We start from the raw sequence: 17632 nt of genomic DNA on the forward strand, positions 1-17632 counted from the left end.
GAAAGTGTGTCTCCGCCCACACGCAGGGCGGCTGCGGAAGTCGAACCGTGGGAAGGTTTAGAAAAGCACGGTGGCGAAGGTTCCCATCTGCTCGAAGCCGACACGTTCGTAGAGGGCCCGGGCGCGGGTGTTGTAGTCGTTGACGTACAGGCTGGTGACGGGAGCATGTAACTGCGCCAGCTTGACCACGCCCGCCATGTAGCCAGCACTCAGGCCCTGGCCACGGTAGCGGGGGTTCATCCACACGCCCTGGACCTGGGTTGCATGCTGGGTGACGGCGCCAAGGTCGGCCTTGAAGATGACCTCGCCGCGGGGTTCGTTGTGGCTGAAGGAATAGCCGTGGCTGATAAGCCAGGCCACCCTGCGGCGGTAGTTTGCCTCTCCGCCCAGGAATGGCGAATAGCCGACCTCTTCCTCGAACATGGCAGCGGCGGCCACAAGGATCTCACCGAATTGCCCGCTGTCGCTGACGCACAGGGCCGGGTCCGCGTCCACGAGCGGCTCCCCCGTGATGGCCAGGAGTGGCTGGTTGGCGCGGACTTCCTGGGCTGTGATGCCGGCATCCTTGAGCGTGGCGACCATGGACAGGGTGGCCTCTGCCGGGCCGAAAATTGAAGCGTGCGGCTGCCAGTGGGCGGCCATCCAGCGGGCAAAGGCCGCAGCCTGCTGCGCATCGGCTTCAACGGGAACCACGTTGGAGCCAACCCAGCAGGCAGCGGCGAGACGTGCGCCGTCGTCCTCAAAATAGCCGAGCATGTGGGCGCCGGGAATGGCCGGAACGGCGCTGCGGTGCTGGTTCACGAGCGAGTCCACGAAGACGTTGGAAACGCGGTCGCGCGCAACCAGGGACCGGAGCGCGTCCGTGTCGCTGTGGACAAGGACGCGCACCGGCTGGTGCCGGGTTTCCCTAGGAAACGCTAACCACGGGGCCACCCGTGAGAGTCGGTTCATCCCCGTCGGACTCCATCTCTTCGGCGATTCTCATGGCTTCTTCAATGAGTGTTTCAACAATCTGGTCCTCGGGGACGGTCTTGATGACCTCGCCCCTGACGAAGATTTGGCCCTTGCCGTTGCCGGACGCGACGCCAAGGTCGGCCTCGCGGGCCTCGCCCGGGCCGTTGACGACGCAGCCCATGACGGCCACGCGCAGTGGAACCTCCATGCCTTCCAGGCCTGCGGTGACTTCCTCCGCCAGCTTGTAGACATCGACCTGGGCGCGCCCACAGGACGGGCAGGACACGATTTCCAGCTTGCGCGGGCGCAGGTTCAGCGACTGCAGGATCTGGTTGCCCACCTTGATCTCCTCCACCGGCGGGGCGGAAAGTGAGACGCGGATGGTGTCGCCGATGCCCTTGGACAGCAGGGAGCCGAAGGCCACGGCGGACTTGATGGTGCCTTGGAATGCGGGGCCGGCCTCGGTGACGCCAAGGTGCAGTGGCCAGTCGCCCTGCTCCGCGAGCATCTCGTAGGCGGCGACCATGATCACGGGGTCGTTGTGCTTGACGGAGATCTTGAAGTCGTGGAAGCCGTGCTCCTCAAACAGCGAGGCTTCCCAGACGGCCGATTCCACCAGGGCTTCCGGCGTGGCCTTGCCGTACTTCTTCATGATGCCCGGCTCGAGCGAGCCGGCGTTGACACCAATGCGGATCGAGGTGCCGTGGTCCTTGGCGGCCCTGGCGATTTCCTTCACCTGGTCGTCAAACTTGCGGATGTTGCCCGGGTTTACCCGGACAGCGGCACAGCCGGCCTCGATGGCGGCGAAGACGTACTTCGGCTGGAAGTGGATGTCTGCGATCACCGGGATCTGCGACTTCTTTGCAATGATCGGCAGCGCTTCAGCATCGTCCTGGGAAGGACAGGCAACGCGGACAATGTCGCAGCCCGACGCCGTGAGCTCGGCGATCTGCTGCAGCGTGGCATTGATGTCGGTGGTCTGCGTGGTGGTCATGGATTGCACGCTGATGGGTGAATCCGAGCCAACACCGACGGGGCCGACCTTGATTTGCCGGGTCTTGCGACGGGGCGCAAGAACGGGTGGCGGCAATGGCGGCATGCCAAGACTGACGGAGGTCAAAATATGCTCCTTGAAGTTCAATAAACAAATACTGCGGGAGGTGGGCCGGTTTTTGGCCCCACCCTTTGGAATCTCGCACTATCCAACTCTGATTGTAGGCTCGTTCGGGTCCGTGCGCGGACCATTGAGGCCTATCCCACGAAGCGGCTGAGCTGCCCAATCACCGGATTCCAGCCTGAAATCTTCAGTCCCGTGACGCCGCCGCCAATGGTCATCGGGTCCTGTGCCACCAGCGCCTGCACTGCCGCTTCATCTGCAGCCCGGAATATCAGCAGAGCACCGGCACCGTCGGTGTAGGGCCCGGATGCCAGGAGGACCTCGGCCTCCGCCTGGGCGGCCAACCATTCGCGGTGCTTGGGGCGGTGTTCGGTGCGGGCATCTTCCGCTTCGGGACCATAGACATACTCAACAGCGAAAATAGACATGCATTCACCTTATAGCAGGAGCACTTTGGCCAGAACTGCAACGGCTGCCGACCACAGCATCGAGGCCAGCGTGCCGATGATGAACCGCTCGCTGGCCCCCGGGGATTCCTTCAGTTCCGGATACCTGCCCAGGCCCTTGATGGCCACGACGTAGGCAATCGCCACGGGCTGGCCCGCCAGAATGGCCAGCGCCACCGCCCCCCGCTCCAAAAATCCGATCAGCAGGCCCCCACGCAGCACCTCGCCGCCGGGACGGACACCCGCTGCCACGGCAGGTGCCTCGCCGGAATCGCCTGATGGCGGATCCGCCGCCGCGACGGTCCCGGCTGCGGCGTCCTGCCCGGCAGCCGGGACGGCCGTCTCCTGCATGGTTTCCCCGGCCGGCACCCCGGGTTCCCGGGAGGCGCCTTCCCCTGCGGCCGGCACCCCTGCCTCGGCAGCATCGACGGCGCGCACGCCGGAGGATCGGGCAAGCTTGAGAATTCCGGCCGTCACGGGCCAGCCGCCAACTACGGAAACAGCCATGGCCACGGCAATCCACAGCACGTCCATCCGCCACTCCTTTGCTGGGCTGCACTGTTTCAGTGGACAGGCACCCGGTTTGGGCCTCGGCTGTTCCGCCGGTTCAGGCCGGACTGCCGCTTCTGGAACTTAGACTAGCGTCCGCCGCCGACAATCTGGGACAGCAGCAGCTCCGCTGCCCGCCGGCCGTTTCGTTCCTCGTGCCGGCCGGACCTCCTGATGGCCCTGCTGACCGCCTGGGGGGTGATCCCCAATTGGGCGGCAATGTCCTTTTGTGCGGCGCCGGGCGCCGCGTCCAGTGCGTCCAGCACCCGCCATTCAGCCTCCGACCTGCTCCTGACGACATCTCCCACGAGGACAAGGACCGCCTCGGACGCGGCCGCCCAGACACCGGGGCCGCCGCCTGCACCGGCCTGCCCGCGGGCATCAGCAGAACCGGCGGCATCGCCTGTCCGCACCCGCAGCGGCACCCTGTCGCCGGCCTTTTTGGCCGCCTCAACGGCCTCCCGGGCGGCCACAAAGGCGCTGCCGGACGCCTCACGGGAACTTGCAGGCAGGGGCAGTTCGGCCAGGCCAACGCCCACGCCGACGTACCAGTCCTTCAGCCGGAGCACGCGCATGGCAGCTTCAACCACGGCACCGGGATCAACGAGCGCCGCCTGGACCTCGTCCCCCACCGAACGTTCGAAGGGCAGGACAGTGTCCACGCCAGCCAAGGCTGCGAGCAGTTCCGGCACCTTGTCGCCGTGGCGGCGGCTGCCCCGTTGGTCTATGGTCAGAACAAACATGAATCAACCATAATCATTTGACTGCAATGAATCAACCCTTTTTGCAGGATTCCTGCGCGGGCTGGTCCGGCGTCACTCGGCCATGGCCGCAGGCACGGCGACCACATCCACCATGGCGCCGTTGCGCAGCACCGTAACGGGCAACGGGACTCCGATGGCCTCGGCGAACAGCTGCTTCTGCAGGCTTTCCGCACTGGACACCGGCCGGCGCCCCACGGTCAGCACCAGGTCCCCCGGCTTCAGCCCCGCCAGCTGCGCCGGCGATCCTGGAATGACGTCCGCCACCCGCAATCCCTGCCGCTGGCCCGTGCGCAGAGCCAGTGTCTCGTTCAGGGCAACGGGGGAACTGACCAGCCCCAGATAGGCGCGCCGGACCCGGCCCTCGGCGATCAAGGCGGAAATGATCCGCCGGGTGGTGGCGTTGATGGGCACGGCCAGCCCCAGGCCGGCGCCCGCCACGGCGGTGTTGATGCCGACGACCCGGCCGCGGGAGTCTGCGAGCGCACCGCCGGAATTGCCTGGGTTGAGGGCTGCGTCGGTCTGGATGACGTCCTCGATGACCCTGCGGTTCCGGCCCAGGGCCGTGGGCAGGGACCGCCCAAGGCCGCTGACCACCCCGGCCGTCACTGAACCTGCAAGGCCAAGGGGGTTCCCCACGGCGATGACCAGCTGCCCCACCCGCAGGCCCTCCGCGTCCCCGAGCTGCGCCGGGGCGTGCATGTGGGACAGTCCCCGGATGACCGCCAGGTCGGACAGGGTGTCGGCTCCCCTGATCTCAATGTCCGTGCCCGTGCCGTCGGCAAAGGCCGCCCACCCGCCGCTGGCGCCGGCAACCACATGGGCGTTCGTGAGCATGTAGCCGTCCTCGGTAAACACGACGGCGGATCCGGCACCCAGGCGGACGCGCCCGTCGCGGCCGTTCCCCCGCACCTCGACTGCGGCCACGTGCGGTGCAACTTCTTCGGCAACCGAGACCACTGTGCGGGAGTAGGCGTCCATGGCTGCATCGGAGTCGACTGCTGCCGGGACAGGCCCTTCAAATTCGTTTCACCGCGCACCTCCTGGGGCGGTCGTGGCCGGACGCTGGGAACGCAGCCTGGCCACGAACGGGCCGCGTCATATCCAGGTACAACCCTGTTGGAGGTTCACATAGTCCCTCCGACGGTACGCCGAAGGTGAACCCGTCAAGCCATGCCGGCAGGCTCGCTCGGGACGGGAGGAAAAATGCCCGCCGGCCACTTCCCCGGCGGCCGATTTCGCCACTGCCCTGAACGATGCAGAGGTGGTCATCGACGCCATCCCGGGTGCGGCAGTGCTGGGAACGCTCAACGAGCTCGGTGCCTCTGCCCTCGCGGGCAAGGTGCTCATGGAGGTCGCCAATGACCTGAACAAGAATTTCGAGCTCGCCTTCCCGAATGCCAGCCTCGGGGCGGCCGTCCAGGAAGCCTTCCCCGACGCCCGTGTGGTCAAGACCCTCTCAACACAGTCCAGGCACCGTTGATGAACAACCCCGCGGGGCTGCCCTCACCCAGCACGGTGTTCCTGGCCGGCAACGACGCCGGGGCCAAGTCCACGATCTCCCAACTGCTGGCGGACCTCGGCTGGGATCCGGGATGGCAGGTGGACCTGGGAGGCATCGCCCAGGCGCGCGCCACCGAGCACTACATCTTTCTCTCCTTCGCGATGGCCCAAAGCCTCGGGACAACAAGCGTCAACATCGCAGTTGTCCGCTAACCCACCCCATGCGCCCGCGCCGGCGCTGCCTCAGCCGAAGAGGTTGACCGGCTTGACGATGTCGGCGTAAATCAGCAGCGCCCCCATGGCCATGAGCACCACGGCCGCCACATACGTCAGCGGCAGGAGCTTGGCGATGTCAAAGGGGCCCGGGTCCTTGCGCTTGAACAGCTTGGCCACCTGGCGCCGCGCGCCCTCATACAGCGCGCCCGCCACGTGCCCGCCGTCGAGCGGCAGCAGCGGGATCAGGTTGAAGACAAACAGGGCAAGGTTCACGCTGGCCAGCAGCCCCAGCAGGGTTGCCACGCGTGAGCTCATGGGCACCTGCTCCATGGCGGCCACTTCCCCGGCCACCCGGCCCACACCCACCACCGAGATGGGCCCGTTGGGGTCGCGCGGCTCGGAGCTGAAGGCGGCCTGGGCGATGCCCACGATCTTCTGCGGCAGCTGCAGGACGACGCCGCCAATCTGGGCCACACTGTCCCCCACGGCGGGCAGGACGGCCGACGCCGGTTCCCTCACCATTGCGCTGGTGGGCCCGACGCCGAGGAACCCTGCCTGGACCGTGACGGCGGTGCCGGAGGAGTCGACCTCGGCCATGCCGTTGGCGCCGATGACGGGCCGGGCGGTGAGCACCGGGGTGATGCTGGTGGTGACGGTCTTGCCGGCGCGTTCGTACACGAGCGGGACGTTCTTGCCGGCGGATGCGCGGACGTGGTCGGTGAAGGCCGCCCACTCGGTGACGGGCACGCCGTCGAACGAGACGAGTTTGTCACCGGGCTGCAGGCCTGCGGCAGCGGCGGGCGTGGGCATGCAGTTGGCCAGGTCCTTGGGGACGGGGGCGCCGTAGGCCACCTGGCAGGCGTTGACCTCGCCGAGGGTGGTGGTGGCCTGGGCGGTGCCGAAACCCATGAGGAGCACGGCCATGAGGACCACGCCGATGAGCAAGTTCATGGTGGGCCCGCCGAGCATGATGATGATCTTTTTCCAGACCGGAAGCTTGTAGAAGACCCGGTTGGCGTCCTCCGGCCCCACCTCCTCATGGGCGGCGCTGCGGGCCTCGGTAGCGAGGGTCTGGAACATGCCGGTGCTGGAGGGGCGGACGCTGCCGTCGCCGGGGTTGGGCGGGTACATGCCGATCATGGCCACGTAGCCGCCGGCCGGGATGGCCTTGATGCCGTATTCGGTTTCGCCCTTTTTCCGCGACCACATGGTGGGGCCGAAGCCGATCATGAACCGGGTGACGCGCACCTTGAACAGCTTGGCGGGCAGCAGGTGCCCCACCTCATGCAGCGCGATGGAGAGGGCGATGCCGACGGCGACAAACAGCACGCCGCCGATGAAAAGCAATACAGTCACAATTTACTTCCTGGGTTCAATGGTTCCCGGCCCGTCATTTCCCGGTCTGCTGGCGTTTCAGGCCTTGGCGGCGAGCAGCTCGTTGGCCCGTGCGCGTGCCCACACTTCAGCATCCAACACGCTTTGGAGCGTGAGCTGCGATTGAGGTGTGTGTTCGCTGAGAACCTGCGCAATGGTGTCCACAATGTCCAGGAAGCCGATCTTCCCGGCATGGAAGGCGTGGACAGCCTCCTCGTTGGCGGCGTTGTACACGGCAGGGCAGGTGCTCCCCCGCCGCGCCGCCTCCTTGGCAAGCTCGACGGCGGGGAAGGCCTGGTTGTCGAGCGGCTCGAACGTCCAGGTGGCTGCCTTGGTCCAGTCGCAGGGCACGGCCGCGCCGGGGACCCGCTCCGGCCAGCCGAGGCCCAGAGCGATCGGCAGTCGCATGTCCGGCGGGGACGCCTGGGCAATCGTGGACCCGTCCGTGAACTGGACCATTGAGTGGATCACGGACTGCGGATGCACCACGGCCTCGATCCGGTCCAGCGGAACGTCAAAGAGCAGGTGCGCCTCGATGACCTCCAGGCCCTTGTTCACGAGTGTTGCGGAGTTGGTGGTGACCATGGGGCCCATGTCCCAGGTGGGGTGCTTGAGCGCCTGTTCGGGCGTCACGTCCACCAGTTCCTCGCGGGTCCGGCCGCGGAACGGCCCGCCCGAGGCGGTAACGATCAGCTTGTCAACTTCGCCGGCGGAGCCGGAGCGCAGGGCCTGGGCCAGCGCGGAATGTTCGGAATCCACGGGCACGATCTGGCCCGGTGAGGCGGCTGCCTTGACGAGCGCACCGCCCACAATGAGCGATTCCTTGTTAGCCAGGGCCAGGATGGCAGTGGTGCCGAGCGCCGCAAGGGTGGGCGCCAGGCCGATGGATCCGGTGATGCCGTTGAGTACAACGTCGGCCGCATCCTCCGTGCCGGCACCCCACGCCGCGATGGCGGTGGAGGCATCGGGACCGGTGAGGATTTCCGGCGCGAAGCCGCCCAGGCCGGCCGAGGCGGCACGCGAGTCAATCAGCGAACGCAGGGCCCCGCCGTCGTGCGTGGAAATGCCCACGGCCAGCACACGGAGGGCAACAGCCTGCTCGGCCAGCAGCTCAAGGTTGCCTCCGCCGGCACTGAGGGCCGTGACGCTGAAGCGGGGTGTGCCGTCGGGAAGGGCTGCCTGGCCGACGACGTCGATTGCCTGGGTGCCGATGGAACCTGTTGAGCCGAGAATAATGATTTTGCGGTGCGCCATGGCAACCAGTATCCCGCATTTACGGGTGGTGCGTCACCAGAGGCCGCGTTCCTCGGCGGCTCGGCGAATGCTGGTGAGGGCCTCGAAAAGCTGGGCCTGCTGGTCGGGCTTGAGCGGGTCAAAGATGGTTTCGCGCACCATGGTGACGTGGCCGGGCGCGGCGCTGCGGATCTTCTCCCAGCCGGAATCGGTCAGGGATATGTCCTGGCCACGGCCGTCGGCGCTGGCGGTGCAGCGGTGCAGCAGGCCGCGGGACTCCATGCGCTTGAGCAGATGGGAGACGCGGGAGCGGTCCCAGCCAAGCTGCGCGGCGAGGTCGCCGGAGCGCATTTGCTCGCAGCCCGCTTCGGAGATGACCGCGAGGACGGCGTACTCCACGCCGGAGACGTCGGAGTCCTGGAGCAGCTGGCGGTCGATGGCGCGCGGCAGGCCCTTGGCGAATTCCCGCAGCTCCAGCCAGATGGCCTGCTCCTGGGCGCTGAGCCAGCGCGTTTCCCGCTGTTCAGGGCCCTGGCGCTGCCCTTCTTGCGGCTCCGGAACCGGACGGTCCGCCTGTCCCCCGTGCATGGCCACTTCTCGGCTGTCCATTGCCTTCCTCACATTTCCTGACATTAGTTGACACATCAAGTATGTCTGATCCATGATTGAAACATCAAGTTTTGATTGACACGTCACCTAATCACCGGGTGGCGGAGCCCCAGCCAAGGAGAAAACGCATGACCAAGATCGCCATTGTCACCGGATCCACCCGCCCCGGCCGCAACAACACCGGCGTGGCCGAGTGGGTTCTGGCCCAGGCCCAGCTGCGCGGCGACGCCGACTACGAGCTTGTGGACATTGCCGACTTCAACCTGCCCATCCTGGACGAGGCATACCCGGCCGCCTACCAGAACTACCAGAACGACCACACGAAGGCCTGGGCAGCCAAGATGAACGAGTTTGACGGCTACATCTTCATCACCGGCGAATACAACCACTCCGTGCAGCCGGCACTGGCGAATGCCATCTCCTACCTGAACGCCGAGTTCAGCAACAAGGCCGCCGGCATGGTCGGCTACGGCTCCGCCTACGGTGTCCGCGCCATGGAGCACCTGCGCGGCATCCTCTCCGAGCTGCAGGTGGCCCACGTCCAGAAGACCGGCATGTTCTCCCTGTTCACCGACTTTGAGAACTTCTCCGTTTTCAAGCCCACCGAAATGCAGGCTGCCTCGGTTGAGCCCATGTTCGACCAGCTCATCTCCTGGACCAACGCCATGAAGAACGTCCGCGAAGGCGCCCTCGTCAACGCATAGCCCAACCCTTCTTCCGACGCTGTCGCATCATTGGCTGGTTTTCCATGGACGCCAGCGCAGCAATGGTTGCTTCCTGACAGGCGCCAGCGCAGCAGCATGAAGAACAACGGCGGGTGTCCACCTCTCCAAGGAGAAGTGGACACCCGCCGTTTTGTTTTCCCGGTCTCCCGGTTCTGCGTGGCAGGAGCGGCACCGCCGATTCCGGACTGCGACAGGGTTGATCGGAAACCGGTCATTGGTGCGCCAGCGTCAAGGAAATAGCCGCCATTGCTGCGATGGGGTCGAAGAAAAGGGGCAGGAAGGCAGTGGAGCGTCCGGGTTGTTGCTTCTAGGGTTGTTGCTTTTGGGGTGGTGCTCCCGGGCGGCGGCTTGGGCTACCTGGCGCGGCGGAGGGTTTGCTCCGCGTGGAGGAGGATGGGGCCGTCGACCATCTGGCCCTTGAACGCAAACACTCCGGTGCCTGCGGCCTCTGCGGCAGCCAGCAGTTCCCGCGCCGACGCCACATCCTCGTCGGAAGGCCGGTAGGCGTCGCGGATGACGGCCACCTGGGAAGGGTGGATGCACGCCTTTGCACCAAAGCCGCTGGCCACGGCGTCCTCCGATTCCTCCGCCAGCCCGTCGAGGTCGGCAAAGTCGGCATAGATGGAATCGATCGCGACCTTCCCAAAGGCGCCGGCTGCCAGCAGCAGCTGCGAGCGCGCCTGCACGGCCACGGCACGGTAGGCCCCGGCGCGCGGACCGCCGGCGAAGCGGCTGGAGGTCCCGCCCAAGGAGGCCACGAGGTCCTCGGCCCCCCACATCAGCGCCACCACGTTGGGCAACGCGGCCAGCGCGGGCGCGGCAAGGATCCCGGCCGCGCTCTCGCACAGGACCACCACGTCATAGTCCGCGAGCGCCGCGACGGCAGCTGGATCGGATGCCTTGGCGACCATGACGGTCCGGTAGGGACTGCGGGCCACGGCCGCAAGGTCAAGCGCGGCATCCGGTGTGTCGAGGGCGTTGATGCGCACCATGGTGGTGGCCGGATCCATGCCGCTCGCGGCCATGTTCTCCCGCGCCCGCACCTTGGCATCTGGCGCGACGGCGTCCTCAAGGTCGATGATCACCGCGTCGGCACGTCCGGCCGCCTTGGCAAAGCGCTCGGGCCTGTCCGCCGGGGCAAACAGCAGTGCCGGGCCCATGGTGAAGTGCTGGTTCGCTGAAATGCCGTGCTCCTTGTTGTTGGTCGGCGGCTAGTCGTTTGGCTTGAGCCAGAAAAGCGCCGTACGGCTGGCTTTTCCAACCACGACGCCGGACTGGTTCCGTCCGGTGTGTTCCATCACCACGATCCCCTGCCCCGGCCGCGATGACGAGAGCCGCTTCTCGGTCACCACTGTCTCGGTATAGAGGGTATCGCCATGGAAGAGCGGATGTGGAAAGGAAATCTCGCTCATGCCCAGCTGGGCGACAATGGTTCCCTGCGTCAGCTGCGCCACTGACTGCCCCACCATGGTGGCGAGGGTGAACATGGAGTTCATGAGGCGCTGGCCAAACGGCTGCCCCTCGCTCCATGCCGCGTCCAGGTGCAGTGCCTGGGTGTTCATGGTCATTGTGGTGAACAGGACGTTATCCGTCTCCGTCATGGTGCGCCCGGGCCGGTGCTGGTACACCGTGCCGATCTCAAGCTCCTCATAGTAGAGCCCGCGCTGGGTCACCGTCCGGGGCACGGCCCCTGCATCCTCGCTCATACGTTGTCCAAATCGTGCATCTCGAGGTTCAGCGGGGCGCCTGTCGCGGCCACGATCTGCTCCACGCTCACGTCCGGGGCCAGTTCCTTCAGGACCAGCCCGTCCGGGGTGACCTCAATGACGGCCATGTCCGTGACGATCAGGTCCACGCAGCGCTTTCCGGTCAGGGGCAGCGTGCACTCCTTGAGGATCTTGGGCTCGCCGTACTTGTCTACGTGCTCCATCATGACGATGAGCTTCTTGGCCCCGAACACCAGGTCCATGGCGCCGCCCATGCCCTTGACCATCTTGCCCGGGATCATCCAGTTGGCAAGGTCGCCGTTTTCAGCCACCTGCATGGCGCCCAGCACGGCGACGTCCACATGCCCGCCGCGCACCATCCCAAACGAGGTGGCCGAGTCAAAGAACGCCGCCCCCTTGTTCACGGTGACGGTTTCCTTGCCGGCGTTGATCAGGTCCGGGTCCACGTCGGCGTCGAGCGGGTACGGCCCCGTGCCCAGGATGCCGTTCTCCGAGTGCAGCACCACCTCCACCCCCGCGGGGATGTAGTTGGGGATCAGCGTGGGCATGCCGATGCCCAGGTTGACGTACTGTCCGTTGTGCAGTTCGCGTGCCACCCGGGCGGCCAGTTCGTTGCGCGTGAGTGTCATTGCCTACGCCCCCTGTCCTGTTGTTGAAAGGTCCGACGGCGGCTCCGTCACCGTGCGCTTTTCGATGCGCTTCTCACTGCCCGGGGATCCGGCCGGGACATGCACCACGCGCTGGACGAAGATGCCGGGCACATGAATGTGTTCGGGGTCCAGCTCCCCGGGCTCCACGAGTTCCTCCACCTCGGCAATGGTGACCTTCCCCGCCATGGCGCACAGCGGGTTGAAGTTCATGGCCGTGGCATGGAAGACCAGGTTGCCGTGGCGGTCGCCCTTCCAGGCGTGCACCAGCGCAAAGTCCGGGGTGAGCGACTCCTCCAGCACAAACTCGGCGTCCCCAAAGGCGCGCACCTCCTTGGGCGGCGAGGCAATCTCAACCCCGCCCGCGCCGTCGTACTTGCGGGGCAGGCCGCCCTCGGAGACCTGGGTGCCCACACCGGCGGCGGTGTAGAAGGCGGGGATGCCCGCTCCCCCGGCGCGCAGCTTTTCGGCGAGGGTGCCCTGCGGGGTCAGCTCCACCTCGAGCTCCCCGGCCAGGAACTGGCGGGCGAATTCCCTGTTTTCCCCCACGTAGGAGGAGACGGTGCGGCGGATGCGGCCGTCGGCGAGGAGGATGCCCAGGCCCCAGTCGTCCACGCCGCAGTTGTTGGAGATGGTCTCAAGCTGTGAGGTTCCGGCGTCGTGCAGGGCCTGGATGAGGGCCACGGGGATGCCGCACAGGCCAAATCCGCCGACGGCGAGGGAGGCGCCGTCGTGGATGTCATGGATGGCGGCGGCGGGCGAGGCAACTACTTTGTTGATCATGGCGTGCCTTTCTTGGGCCTTACAGGCCCAGTTCGCGGGCGATGAGCATGAGCTGGACTTCCGTGGTGCCTTCCCCAATCTCCAGGATCTTCGAGTCGCGGTAGTGGCGGGCCACGGAAAATTCGTTGATGAAGCCGTAGCCGCCGAACACCTGTGTGGCGTCCCGGGCGTTGTCCATGGCCGCCTCGCTTGCGACCATCTTAGCGATGGCCGCTTCGGTCTTGAAGGGCTTGCCGGCGAGCATGCGGGCTGCGGCGTCGTAGTAGGCCAGGCGGGCCGTGTGGGTGCGGGCCTGCATGCGGGCAATCTTGAAGGAGATGCCCTGGTAGTGGCCTATGTTGTGGCCAAAGGCATGGCGTTCCTTGGCGTAGCGGACGGATTCGTCCACGCAGCCCTGGGCGGCGCCGACCGCGAGCGCGGCGATGGCGATGCGGCCCTCGTCCAGGATGGACAGGAAGTTCGCGTAGCCGCGGCCGCGCTCGCCCAGCAGGTTTTCCTCCGGCACACGGGCGCCGGCGAACGTCAGCGGGTGGGTGTCGGAGGCGTTCCAGCCCACCTTGTTGTAGGCTTTTTCCACCGTGAAGCCGGGCGTGCCGTTGGGCACGATGATGGTGGAGATTTCCTTCTTGAGGGAACCGTCCGGCCGCTCGGAGGTGCCGGTGACGGCCGTGGCGGTCACGAACCTGGTGATGTTGGTGCCTGAGTTGGTGATGAACTGCTTGGCACCGTCGATGACCCATTCGCCGTTCTCCAGCCGCGCCTTCGTGGCGGTGCCCCCGGCGTCGGAGCCGGCGTCGGGCTCGGTGAGGCCGAAGCCTGCGAGCGCCTTGCCGCTGGTCAGCTGCGGCAGCCACTGCTCTTTCTGCGCCTGTGTGCCGAAGCGGTGGATGGGCATGGCGCCGAGCGAGACCCCGGCCTCGAGCGTGATGGCCACGGACTGGTCCACCCGCCCCAGTTGCTCCAGGGCCAGCGCCAGGGCGAAGTAGTCCCCGCCCATGCCGCCGAACTCCTCCGGGAACGGCAGCCCGAACAGGCCCAGCTCCCCCATCTGCGCCACAACCTCGTAGGGAAAGCTGTGTTCCTCGTCGTGCTTGGCGGAGACCGGGGCCACCACGTTGTCGGCAAAGTCCCGGACCATGTCGCTCAGGGCCTGGTACTCGTCGTTGAGTTCAAAGTTTGGCACTGTCATTCCCCCTCAGGGATTGTTGTTGAATTGTCTTCGTCCGGCTCCACCGTGGCCACCACCTGGTCGGCCTTCACCAGCGCCCCCACGGCGACGCCGATGTGCACGGTCCCGGCCATGGTGGCCGTGATCTGGTGTTCCATCTTCATGGCCTCCACCGCCAGCAGCACGTCGCCGGCCGCAACCCTGTCCCCCGTTTTCGCGTTGACCACGGTGACGGTGCCCGGCATGGGGCTGCGCAGCTGCGGATCGGCCGCGGCGTCCTCGCGTTCCAGCCCGGCCAGCATGCGTGCGGTTGCCGCCTCGCGGTCGAGCCGTTCCAGCGCAACACTCCAGCCCCCGGATCCCAGGAACACTGTTTCGCCGAGCATGCCCACCCGGTAACCGCGTTCCTGGCCGTCCCACAGCAGTTCCCCTCCGGTGGTGCCGTTGAGGTCCAGTGCGGTCCGGCTCTCCTGGTCGCCGCCGATCCCATTGACGTGCACGACGCCGGGACCTTCCGTCCCGCTGTCGGCCTGCGGTCCGCTGACTGTCACCACGCCGGTGCGCCCGGGTGCTGCCCAGGCGCTGCGCCACGGCGCGGGATCGCCGAGCCGCCACCCGTCGAGGCGGCCCCACGAGGATGCAGCCGGCGCCTCGCCAGGTGCATTGGGTCTTGCGACATCGACCTTGCGGGCCGCGAGTGCCGCGGCGGCGTAGTCACCGGCGTCGACTGTGCGAAACGCCATGTCGGGGAGTTTGCGTTCGATCATGTTGGTGTCGAGGCGGCCGGCTTGCACGTCGGGGTCGGCCACGAGCAGGCGCAGGTATTCCACGTTGGTGGGAACGCCGAGGACAACGTAATCGGCAAGGGCGGCATCGAGCCTGTCGAGCGCCTCCCGGCGGTCAGTGCCCCAGGCGATGACCTTGGCCAGCATGGGGTCGTAGTTGGCAGTGATCTTCAGGCGGCGCGCCAGGGAGCTGTCAACGCGAACGCCAGGCCGCTGCGCGACGGACTCTTCCAGCACCACCACGGTGCCGGTGGCCGGCAGGAATCCCTCGGCGGGGCTTTCCGCGTAGACGCGCGCCTCAACGGCATGGCCCTCCAGGGTGACGTCCTGCTGGGTGAAGTCGATCTTTTCACCGGCGGCAATGCGCAGCTGCCACTCCACCAGGTCCAGGGACTTCCCGCGCACCCGCGCCACCATCTCGGTGACGGGGTGTTCCACCTGCAGGCGCGTGTTCATCTCCATGAAGAAGAACTCGTCCGGCGTATCGTCCGAGACGAGGAACTCCACCGTCCCGGCACCCGTGTAGTTCACGCTCGCTGCCGCGGCACAGGCGGCGGCGCCGATGCGTGCCCGCACCGCACCGCCGTCGTCCAGTCCTGACAGCAGGGGTGAGGGAGCCTCCTCGATGACTTTTTGGTGGCGGCGCTGCAGGGAGCATTCGCGCTCGCCCAGGTGGATGACATTGCCGAAGGTGTCGCCCAGGATCTGCACCTCGATGTGGCGGGGGTTGGCCACGAGGCGTTCCAGGAACAGGGTGTCGTCGCCAAAGGACGCTGCGGCCACGCGCCGGGCGGTGGCCAGGGTGGCGGGCAGCTCTTCGGCGGCGAAGACGCTGTGCATGCCCTTGCCGCCGCCGCCGGCCGAGGGCTTGATGAGCAGCGGGTAGCCGATGTCCGCGGCGGCCGCGATCAAGTCGGCGTCCGTGAGCCCCGGCTCGGAGATGCCTGGCACCACGGGGACGCCGGCCGCGGCCACGTGGTTCTTGGAGCGGATCTTGTCGCCCATGACATTCAGGGCCTCAATGTTGGGGCCGATGAACGTGATGCCCGCGGCCTCCAGCGCCTTGGCGAACTCAAGGTTTTCGGACAGAAAGCCGTACCCGGGGTGGACGGCCTGTGCATCGGATGCCCGGGCGGCGCCAATCACGGCCGCAATGTTCAGGTAGCTCTCCGCCGCGGCGGCGGGGCCGATGCACAGCGCCTGGTCGGCTTCGCGCACGTGGCGGGCTCCGGCGTCGGCCTCTGAATAGACGGCCACCGAGCGGATGCCCCGGGCACGCAGGGTGCGGATGACGCGGCAGGCGATCTCGCCGCGGTTGGCGACGAGGACGGTGTCAAAAAGTCGTGTGTCGGGAAGTTCAGTCATGGTGCGCTCACATCCTAAAGAGGCCGAAGGCGGTCTCGGGCAGCGGGGTTCTGGCGCACACGTCGAGGGCCAGGCCCAGGACGGTGCGGGTGTCCATGGGGTCGATCACGCCGTCGTCCCAGAGCCGGGCGGTGGAGTAGTAGGGGCTGCCCTGGTCCTCGTACTGGGCCAGGATGGGTGCCTTGAATTCGGCCTCGGCCTCGGCGGACCAGTCCTCGCCGCGGCGTTCGTGGGCGTCGCGCTTGACGGTGGCCAGCACGGAGGAGGCCTGGTTGCCGCCCATGACGGAGATCCGCGCGGCCGGCCACATCCACAGGAAGCGGGGCGAGTAGGCGCGCCCGCACATGGAGTAGTTGCCGGCGCCGAAGGAGCCGCCCACAATGACTGTCAGCTTGGGCACGCGCGCCGTGGCGACGGCCGTGACCATCTTGGCGCCGTGCTTGGCGATGCCGCCGTGCTCGTAGTCCTTGCCCACCATGAAGCCGTTGAGGTTCTGCAGGAAGACCAGCGGGATGCCGCGCTGGTCGCACAGCTCGATGAAGTGGGCGCCCTTGAGCGCGGATTCGCTGAACAGCACGCCGTTGTTGGCCACGATGCCCACGGGGTGCCCGTGCAGTGTGGCGAAGCCGGTGACCAGGGTGGTGCCGTAGTTTTTCTTGAATTCGTGGAACCTGCTGCCGTCCACGAGGCGGGCGATGATCTCGCGGATGTCGTAGGGCGTGTTGAGGTCGGTGGGCACGGCGCCGTACATTTCCGCGGGCTCGACGGCGGGTTCCCGGCTTTCCGAGACCGCCCACGCGGGTGCCGGGTTGGGCGGCAGCGTGGCGACAATGTCGCGGATAATGGACAGCGCGTGTTCGTCGCTCTCCGCCAGGTGGTCCACGACGCCGGAGATGGAGGCGTGGACGTCGCCGCCGCCGAGCTCCTCCGCCGTGACAATTTCGCCGATGGCGGCCTTCACCAGCGGCGGGCCGCCCAGGAAGATGGTGCCCTGATTGCGGACAATCACCGTTTCATCGCTCATGGCCGGCATGTAGGCGCCGCCCGCGGTGCAGGATCCCATGACGGCCGCGATCTGCGGGATCTTCCGGGCGGACATTTGCGCCTGGTTGAAGAAGATCCGGCCAAAGTGCTCCTTGTCCGGGAACACCTCGTCCTGCTTGGGCAGGAACGCCCCGCCCGAGTCCACCAGGTAAATGCACGGCAGCCGGTTTTCCAGCGCAATCTCCTGCGCCCTCAGGTGCTTCTTCACCGTCAGCGGGTAGTAGGTGCCGCCCTTGACCGTGGCGTCATTGCACACGACCATGACGTGGCGGCCGGCCACCACGCCGATGCCGGCGATGAGCCCGGCTCCGGGGGACGCGCCGTCGTACATTTCATGCGCGGCAAGCGGCGCCACCTCCAGGAAGGGGCTGCCCTCATCCAGCAGGTGGTTGACGCGGTCGCGGGGCAGCAGCTTGCCGCGGGCTGCGTGGCGCTGGCGGGACTTCTCCGGCCCGCCGAGCGACGTGGCGCGCAGGTGGCCGCGCAGCTCATCGACCAGGGCGCGCTGTGCGGCGTCGTTGCGCGCAAACGCCTCCCCGGCCGGGTCAACCCGGCTGTGCAGAGTCTCCATTGATCCCTCAGTTCCCTCGCCCGGCCGCGCCGGCTGAATGCATGCTAAGTTAATG

At 67.0% G+C, this 17632-nt stretch carries 19 protein-coding genes; 3 read left to right on the forward strand and 16 right to left on the reverse strand.

Going from position 1 to position 17632, the window contains the following annotated elements:
• Positions 1 to 57: 57 nt before the first annotated feature.
• The 6 genes from JOF48_RS00575 to JOF48_RS00600 all read right to left on the reverse strand — a co-directional run bounded on the left by JOF48_RS00575 (position 58) and on the right by JOF48_RS00600 (position 4808).
• Positions 58 to 951, reverse strand: a complete 894-nt coding sequence (locus tag JOF48_RS00575) for a GNAT family N-acetyltransferase (RefSeq protein ID WP_209676323.1) — start codon at positions 949 to 951, stop codon at positions 58 to 60.
• On the reverse strand, positions 908 to 2074 hold the full coding sequence (gene ispG / locus JOF48_RS00580) for a flavodoxin-dependent (E)-4-hydroxy-3-methylbut-2-enyl-diphosphate synthase (protein WP_209676325.1): 1167 nt from the start codon (positions 2072 to 2074) through the stop codon (positions 908 to 910). Before ispG ends, JOF48_RS00575 begins: the two co-directional genes overlap by 44 nt.
• 131 nt (positions 2075 to 2205) lie before the next feature.
• Positions 2206 to 2499 (reverse strand): YciI family protein, encoded by a 294-nt coding sequence (locus JOF48_RS00585; protein WP_209676328.1) that lies wholly within the window; start codon positions 2497 to 2499, stop codon positions 2206 to 2208.
• A 9-nt stretch (positions 2500 to 2508) separates the two neighbouring features.
• Complete coding sequence (locus tag JOF48_RS00590; protein WP_209676331.1) at positions 2509 to 3051, reverse strand: hypothetical protein; 543 nt, start codon at positions 3049 to 3051, stop codon at positions 2509 to 2511.
• Positions 3052 to 3155: 104 nt separating this feature from the next.
• The gene (locus JOF48_RS00595) at positions 3156 to 3809 is read right to left on the reverse strand and encodes a MarR family transcriptional regulator (protein ID WP_209676334.1); all 654 of its coding nucleotides are present in this window, start codon (positions 3807 to 3809) and stop codon (positions 3156 to 3158) included.
• 72 nt (positions 3810 to 3881) lie between these two features.
• On the reverse strand, positions 3882 to 4808 hold the full coding sequence (locus tag JOF48_RS00600) for a S1C family serine protease (protein ID WP_209676337.1): 927 nt from the start codon (positions 4806 to 4808) through the stop codon (positions 3882 to 3884).
• Between the two features lie 283 nt (positions 4809 to 5091).
• Between JOF48_RS00600 and JOF48_RS00605 the strand changes: the two genes are divergently transcribed.
• Positions 5092 to 5310 (forward strand): hypothetical protein, encoded by a 219-nt coding sequence (locus JOF48_RS00605; RefSeq protein ID WP_209676340.1) that lies wholly within the window; start codon positions 5092 to 5094, stop codon positions 5308 to 5310.
• The gene (locus JOF48_RS00610; RefSeq protein WP_209676343.1) at positions 5310 to 5543 is read left to right on the forward strand and encodes an NAD(P)-binding domain-containing protein; all 234 of its coding nucleotides are present in this window, start codon (positions 5310 to 5312) and stop codon (positions 5541 to 5543) included. Before JOF48_RS00605 ends, JOF48_RS00610 begins: the two co-directional genes overlap by 1 nt.
• Before the next feature lie 30 nt (positions 5544 to 5573).
• Here the strand turns inward: JOF48_RS00610 and JOF48_RS00615 are convergent, their stop codons facing one another.
• From JOF48_RS00615 to JOF48_RS00625, 3 genes are read right to left on the reverse strand one after another with little or no spacing between them, the layout of a single operon-like run.
• Positions 5574 to 6905 (reverse strand): M50 family metallopeptidase, encoded by a 1332-nt coding sequence (locus tag JOF48_RS00615; RefSeq protein WP_209683962.1) that lies wholly within the window; start codon positions 6903 to 6905, stop codon positions 5574 to 5576.
• A gap of 54 nt (positions 6906 to 6959) precedes the next feature.
• Complete coding sequence (dxr, locus tag JOF48_RS00620) at positions 6960 to 8174, reverse strand: 1-deoxy-D-xylulose-5-phosphate reductoisomerase (RefSeq protein WP_209676345.1); 1215 nt, start codon at positions 8172 to 8174, stop codon at positions 6960 to 6962.
• A 33-nt stretch (positions 8175 to 8207) separates the two neighbouring features.
• Positions 8208 to 8762 carry a MarR family winged helix-turn-helix transcriptional regulator gene (locus JOF48_RS00625; protein ID WP_245346344.1) on the reverse strand — a complete coding sequence of 185 codons (555 nt, stop codon included), beginning with the start codon at positions 8760 to 8762 and terminating at the stop codon, positions 8208 to 8210.
• Between the two features lie 128 nt (positions 8763 to 8890).
• Between JOF48_RS00625 and JOF48_RS00630 the strand changes: the two genes are divergently transcribed.
• The gene (locus JOF48_RS00630) at positions 8891 to 9466 is read left to right on the forward strand and encodes an NADPH-dependent FMN reductase (protein ID WP_209676348.1); all 576 of its coding nucleotides are present in this window, start codon (positions 8891 to 8893) and stop codon (positions 9464 to 9466) included.
• A gap of 374 nt (positions 9467 to 9840) precedes the next feature.
• On the opposite strand, the gene JOF48_RS00635 is transcribed toward JOF48_RS00630, so the two are convergent.
• The 7 genes from JOF48_RS00635 to JOF48_RS00665 are packed head-to-tail and all read right to left on the reverse strand — an operon-like array spanning position 9841 to position 17577.
• Positions 9841 to 10647: an HpcH/HpaI aldolase/citrate lyase family protein gene (locus JOF48_RS00635; RefSeq protein WP_209676351.1), complete on the reverse strand. Its 807-nt coding sequence runs from the start codon at positions 10645 to 10647 to the stop codon at positions 9841 to 9843.
• Positions 10648 to 10698: 51 nt separating this feature from the next.
• Positions 10699 to 11193 (reverse strand): MaoC family dehydratase, encoded by a 495-nt coding sequence (locus JOF48_RS00640; RefSeq protein ID WP_209676353.1) that lies wholly within the window; start codon positions 11191 to 11193, stop codon positions 10699 to 10701.
• A complete protein-coding gene (locus JOF48_RS00645) occupies positions 11190 to 11843 on the reverse strand; it encodes a CoA transferase subunit B (protein WP_209676356.1) in 654 nt (217 codons plus the stop codon). The genes JOF48_RS00640 and JOF48_RS00645 overlap by 4 nt, the downstream gene beginning before the upstream one ends.
• 3 nt (positions 11844 to 11846) lie before the next feature.
• Positions 11847 to 12644, reverse strand: a complete 798-nt coding sequence (locus tag JOF48_RS00650) for a CoA transferase subunit A (RefSeq protein WP_209676359.1) — start codon at positions 12642 to 12644, stop codon at positions 11847 to 11849.
• A 19-nt stretch (positions 12645 to 12663) separates the two neighbouring features.
• A complete protein-coding gene (locus JOF48_RS00655) occupies positions 12664 to 13827 on the reverse strand; it encodes an acyl-CoA dehydrogenase family protein (protein ID WP_209683966.1) in 1164 nt (387 codons plus the stop codon).
• Between the two features lie 2 nt (positions 13828 to 13829).
• Positions 13830 to 15962: an acetyl/propionyl/methylcrotonyl-CoA carboxylase subunit alpha gene (locus tag JOF48_RS00660; RefSeq protein ID WP_209676362.1), complete on the reverse strand. Its 2133-nt coding sequence runs from the start codon at positions 15960 to 15962 to the stop codon at positions 13830 to 13832.
• 7 nt (positions 15963 to 15969) lie between these two features.
• Positions 15970 to 17577 carry a carboxyl transferase domain-containing protein gene (locus JOF48_RS00665; protein WP_209676364.1) on the reverse strand — a complete coding sequence of 536 codons (1608 nt, stop codon included), beginning with the start codon at positions 17575 to 17577 and terminating at the stop codon, positions 15970 to 15972.
• Between the last annotated feature and the right edge of the window lie 55 nt (positions 17578 to 17632).

Origin of the sequence: Arthrobacter stackebrandtii, assembly GCF_017876675.1 — a bacterium.
Lineage (GTDB): Bacteria > Actinomycetota > Actinomycetes > Actinomycetales > Micrococcaceae > Specibacter > Specibacter stackebrandtii.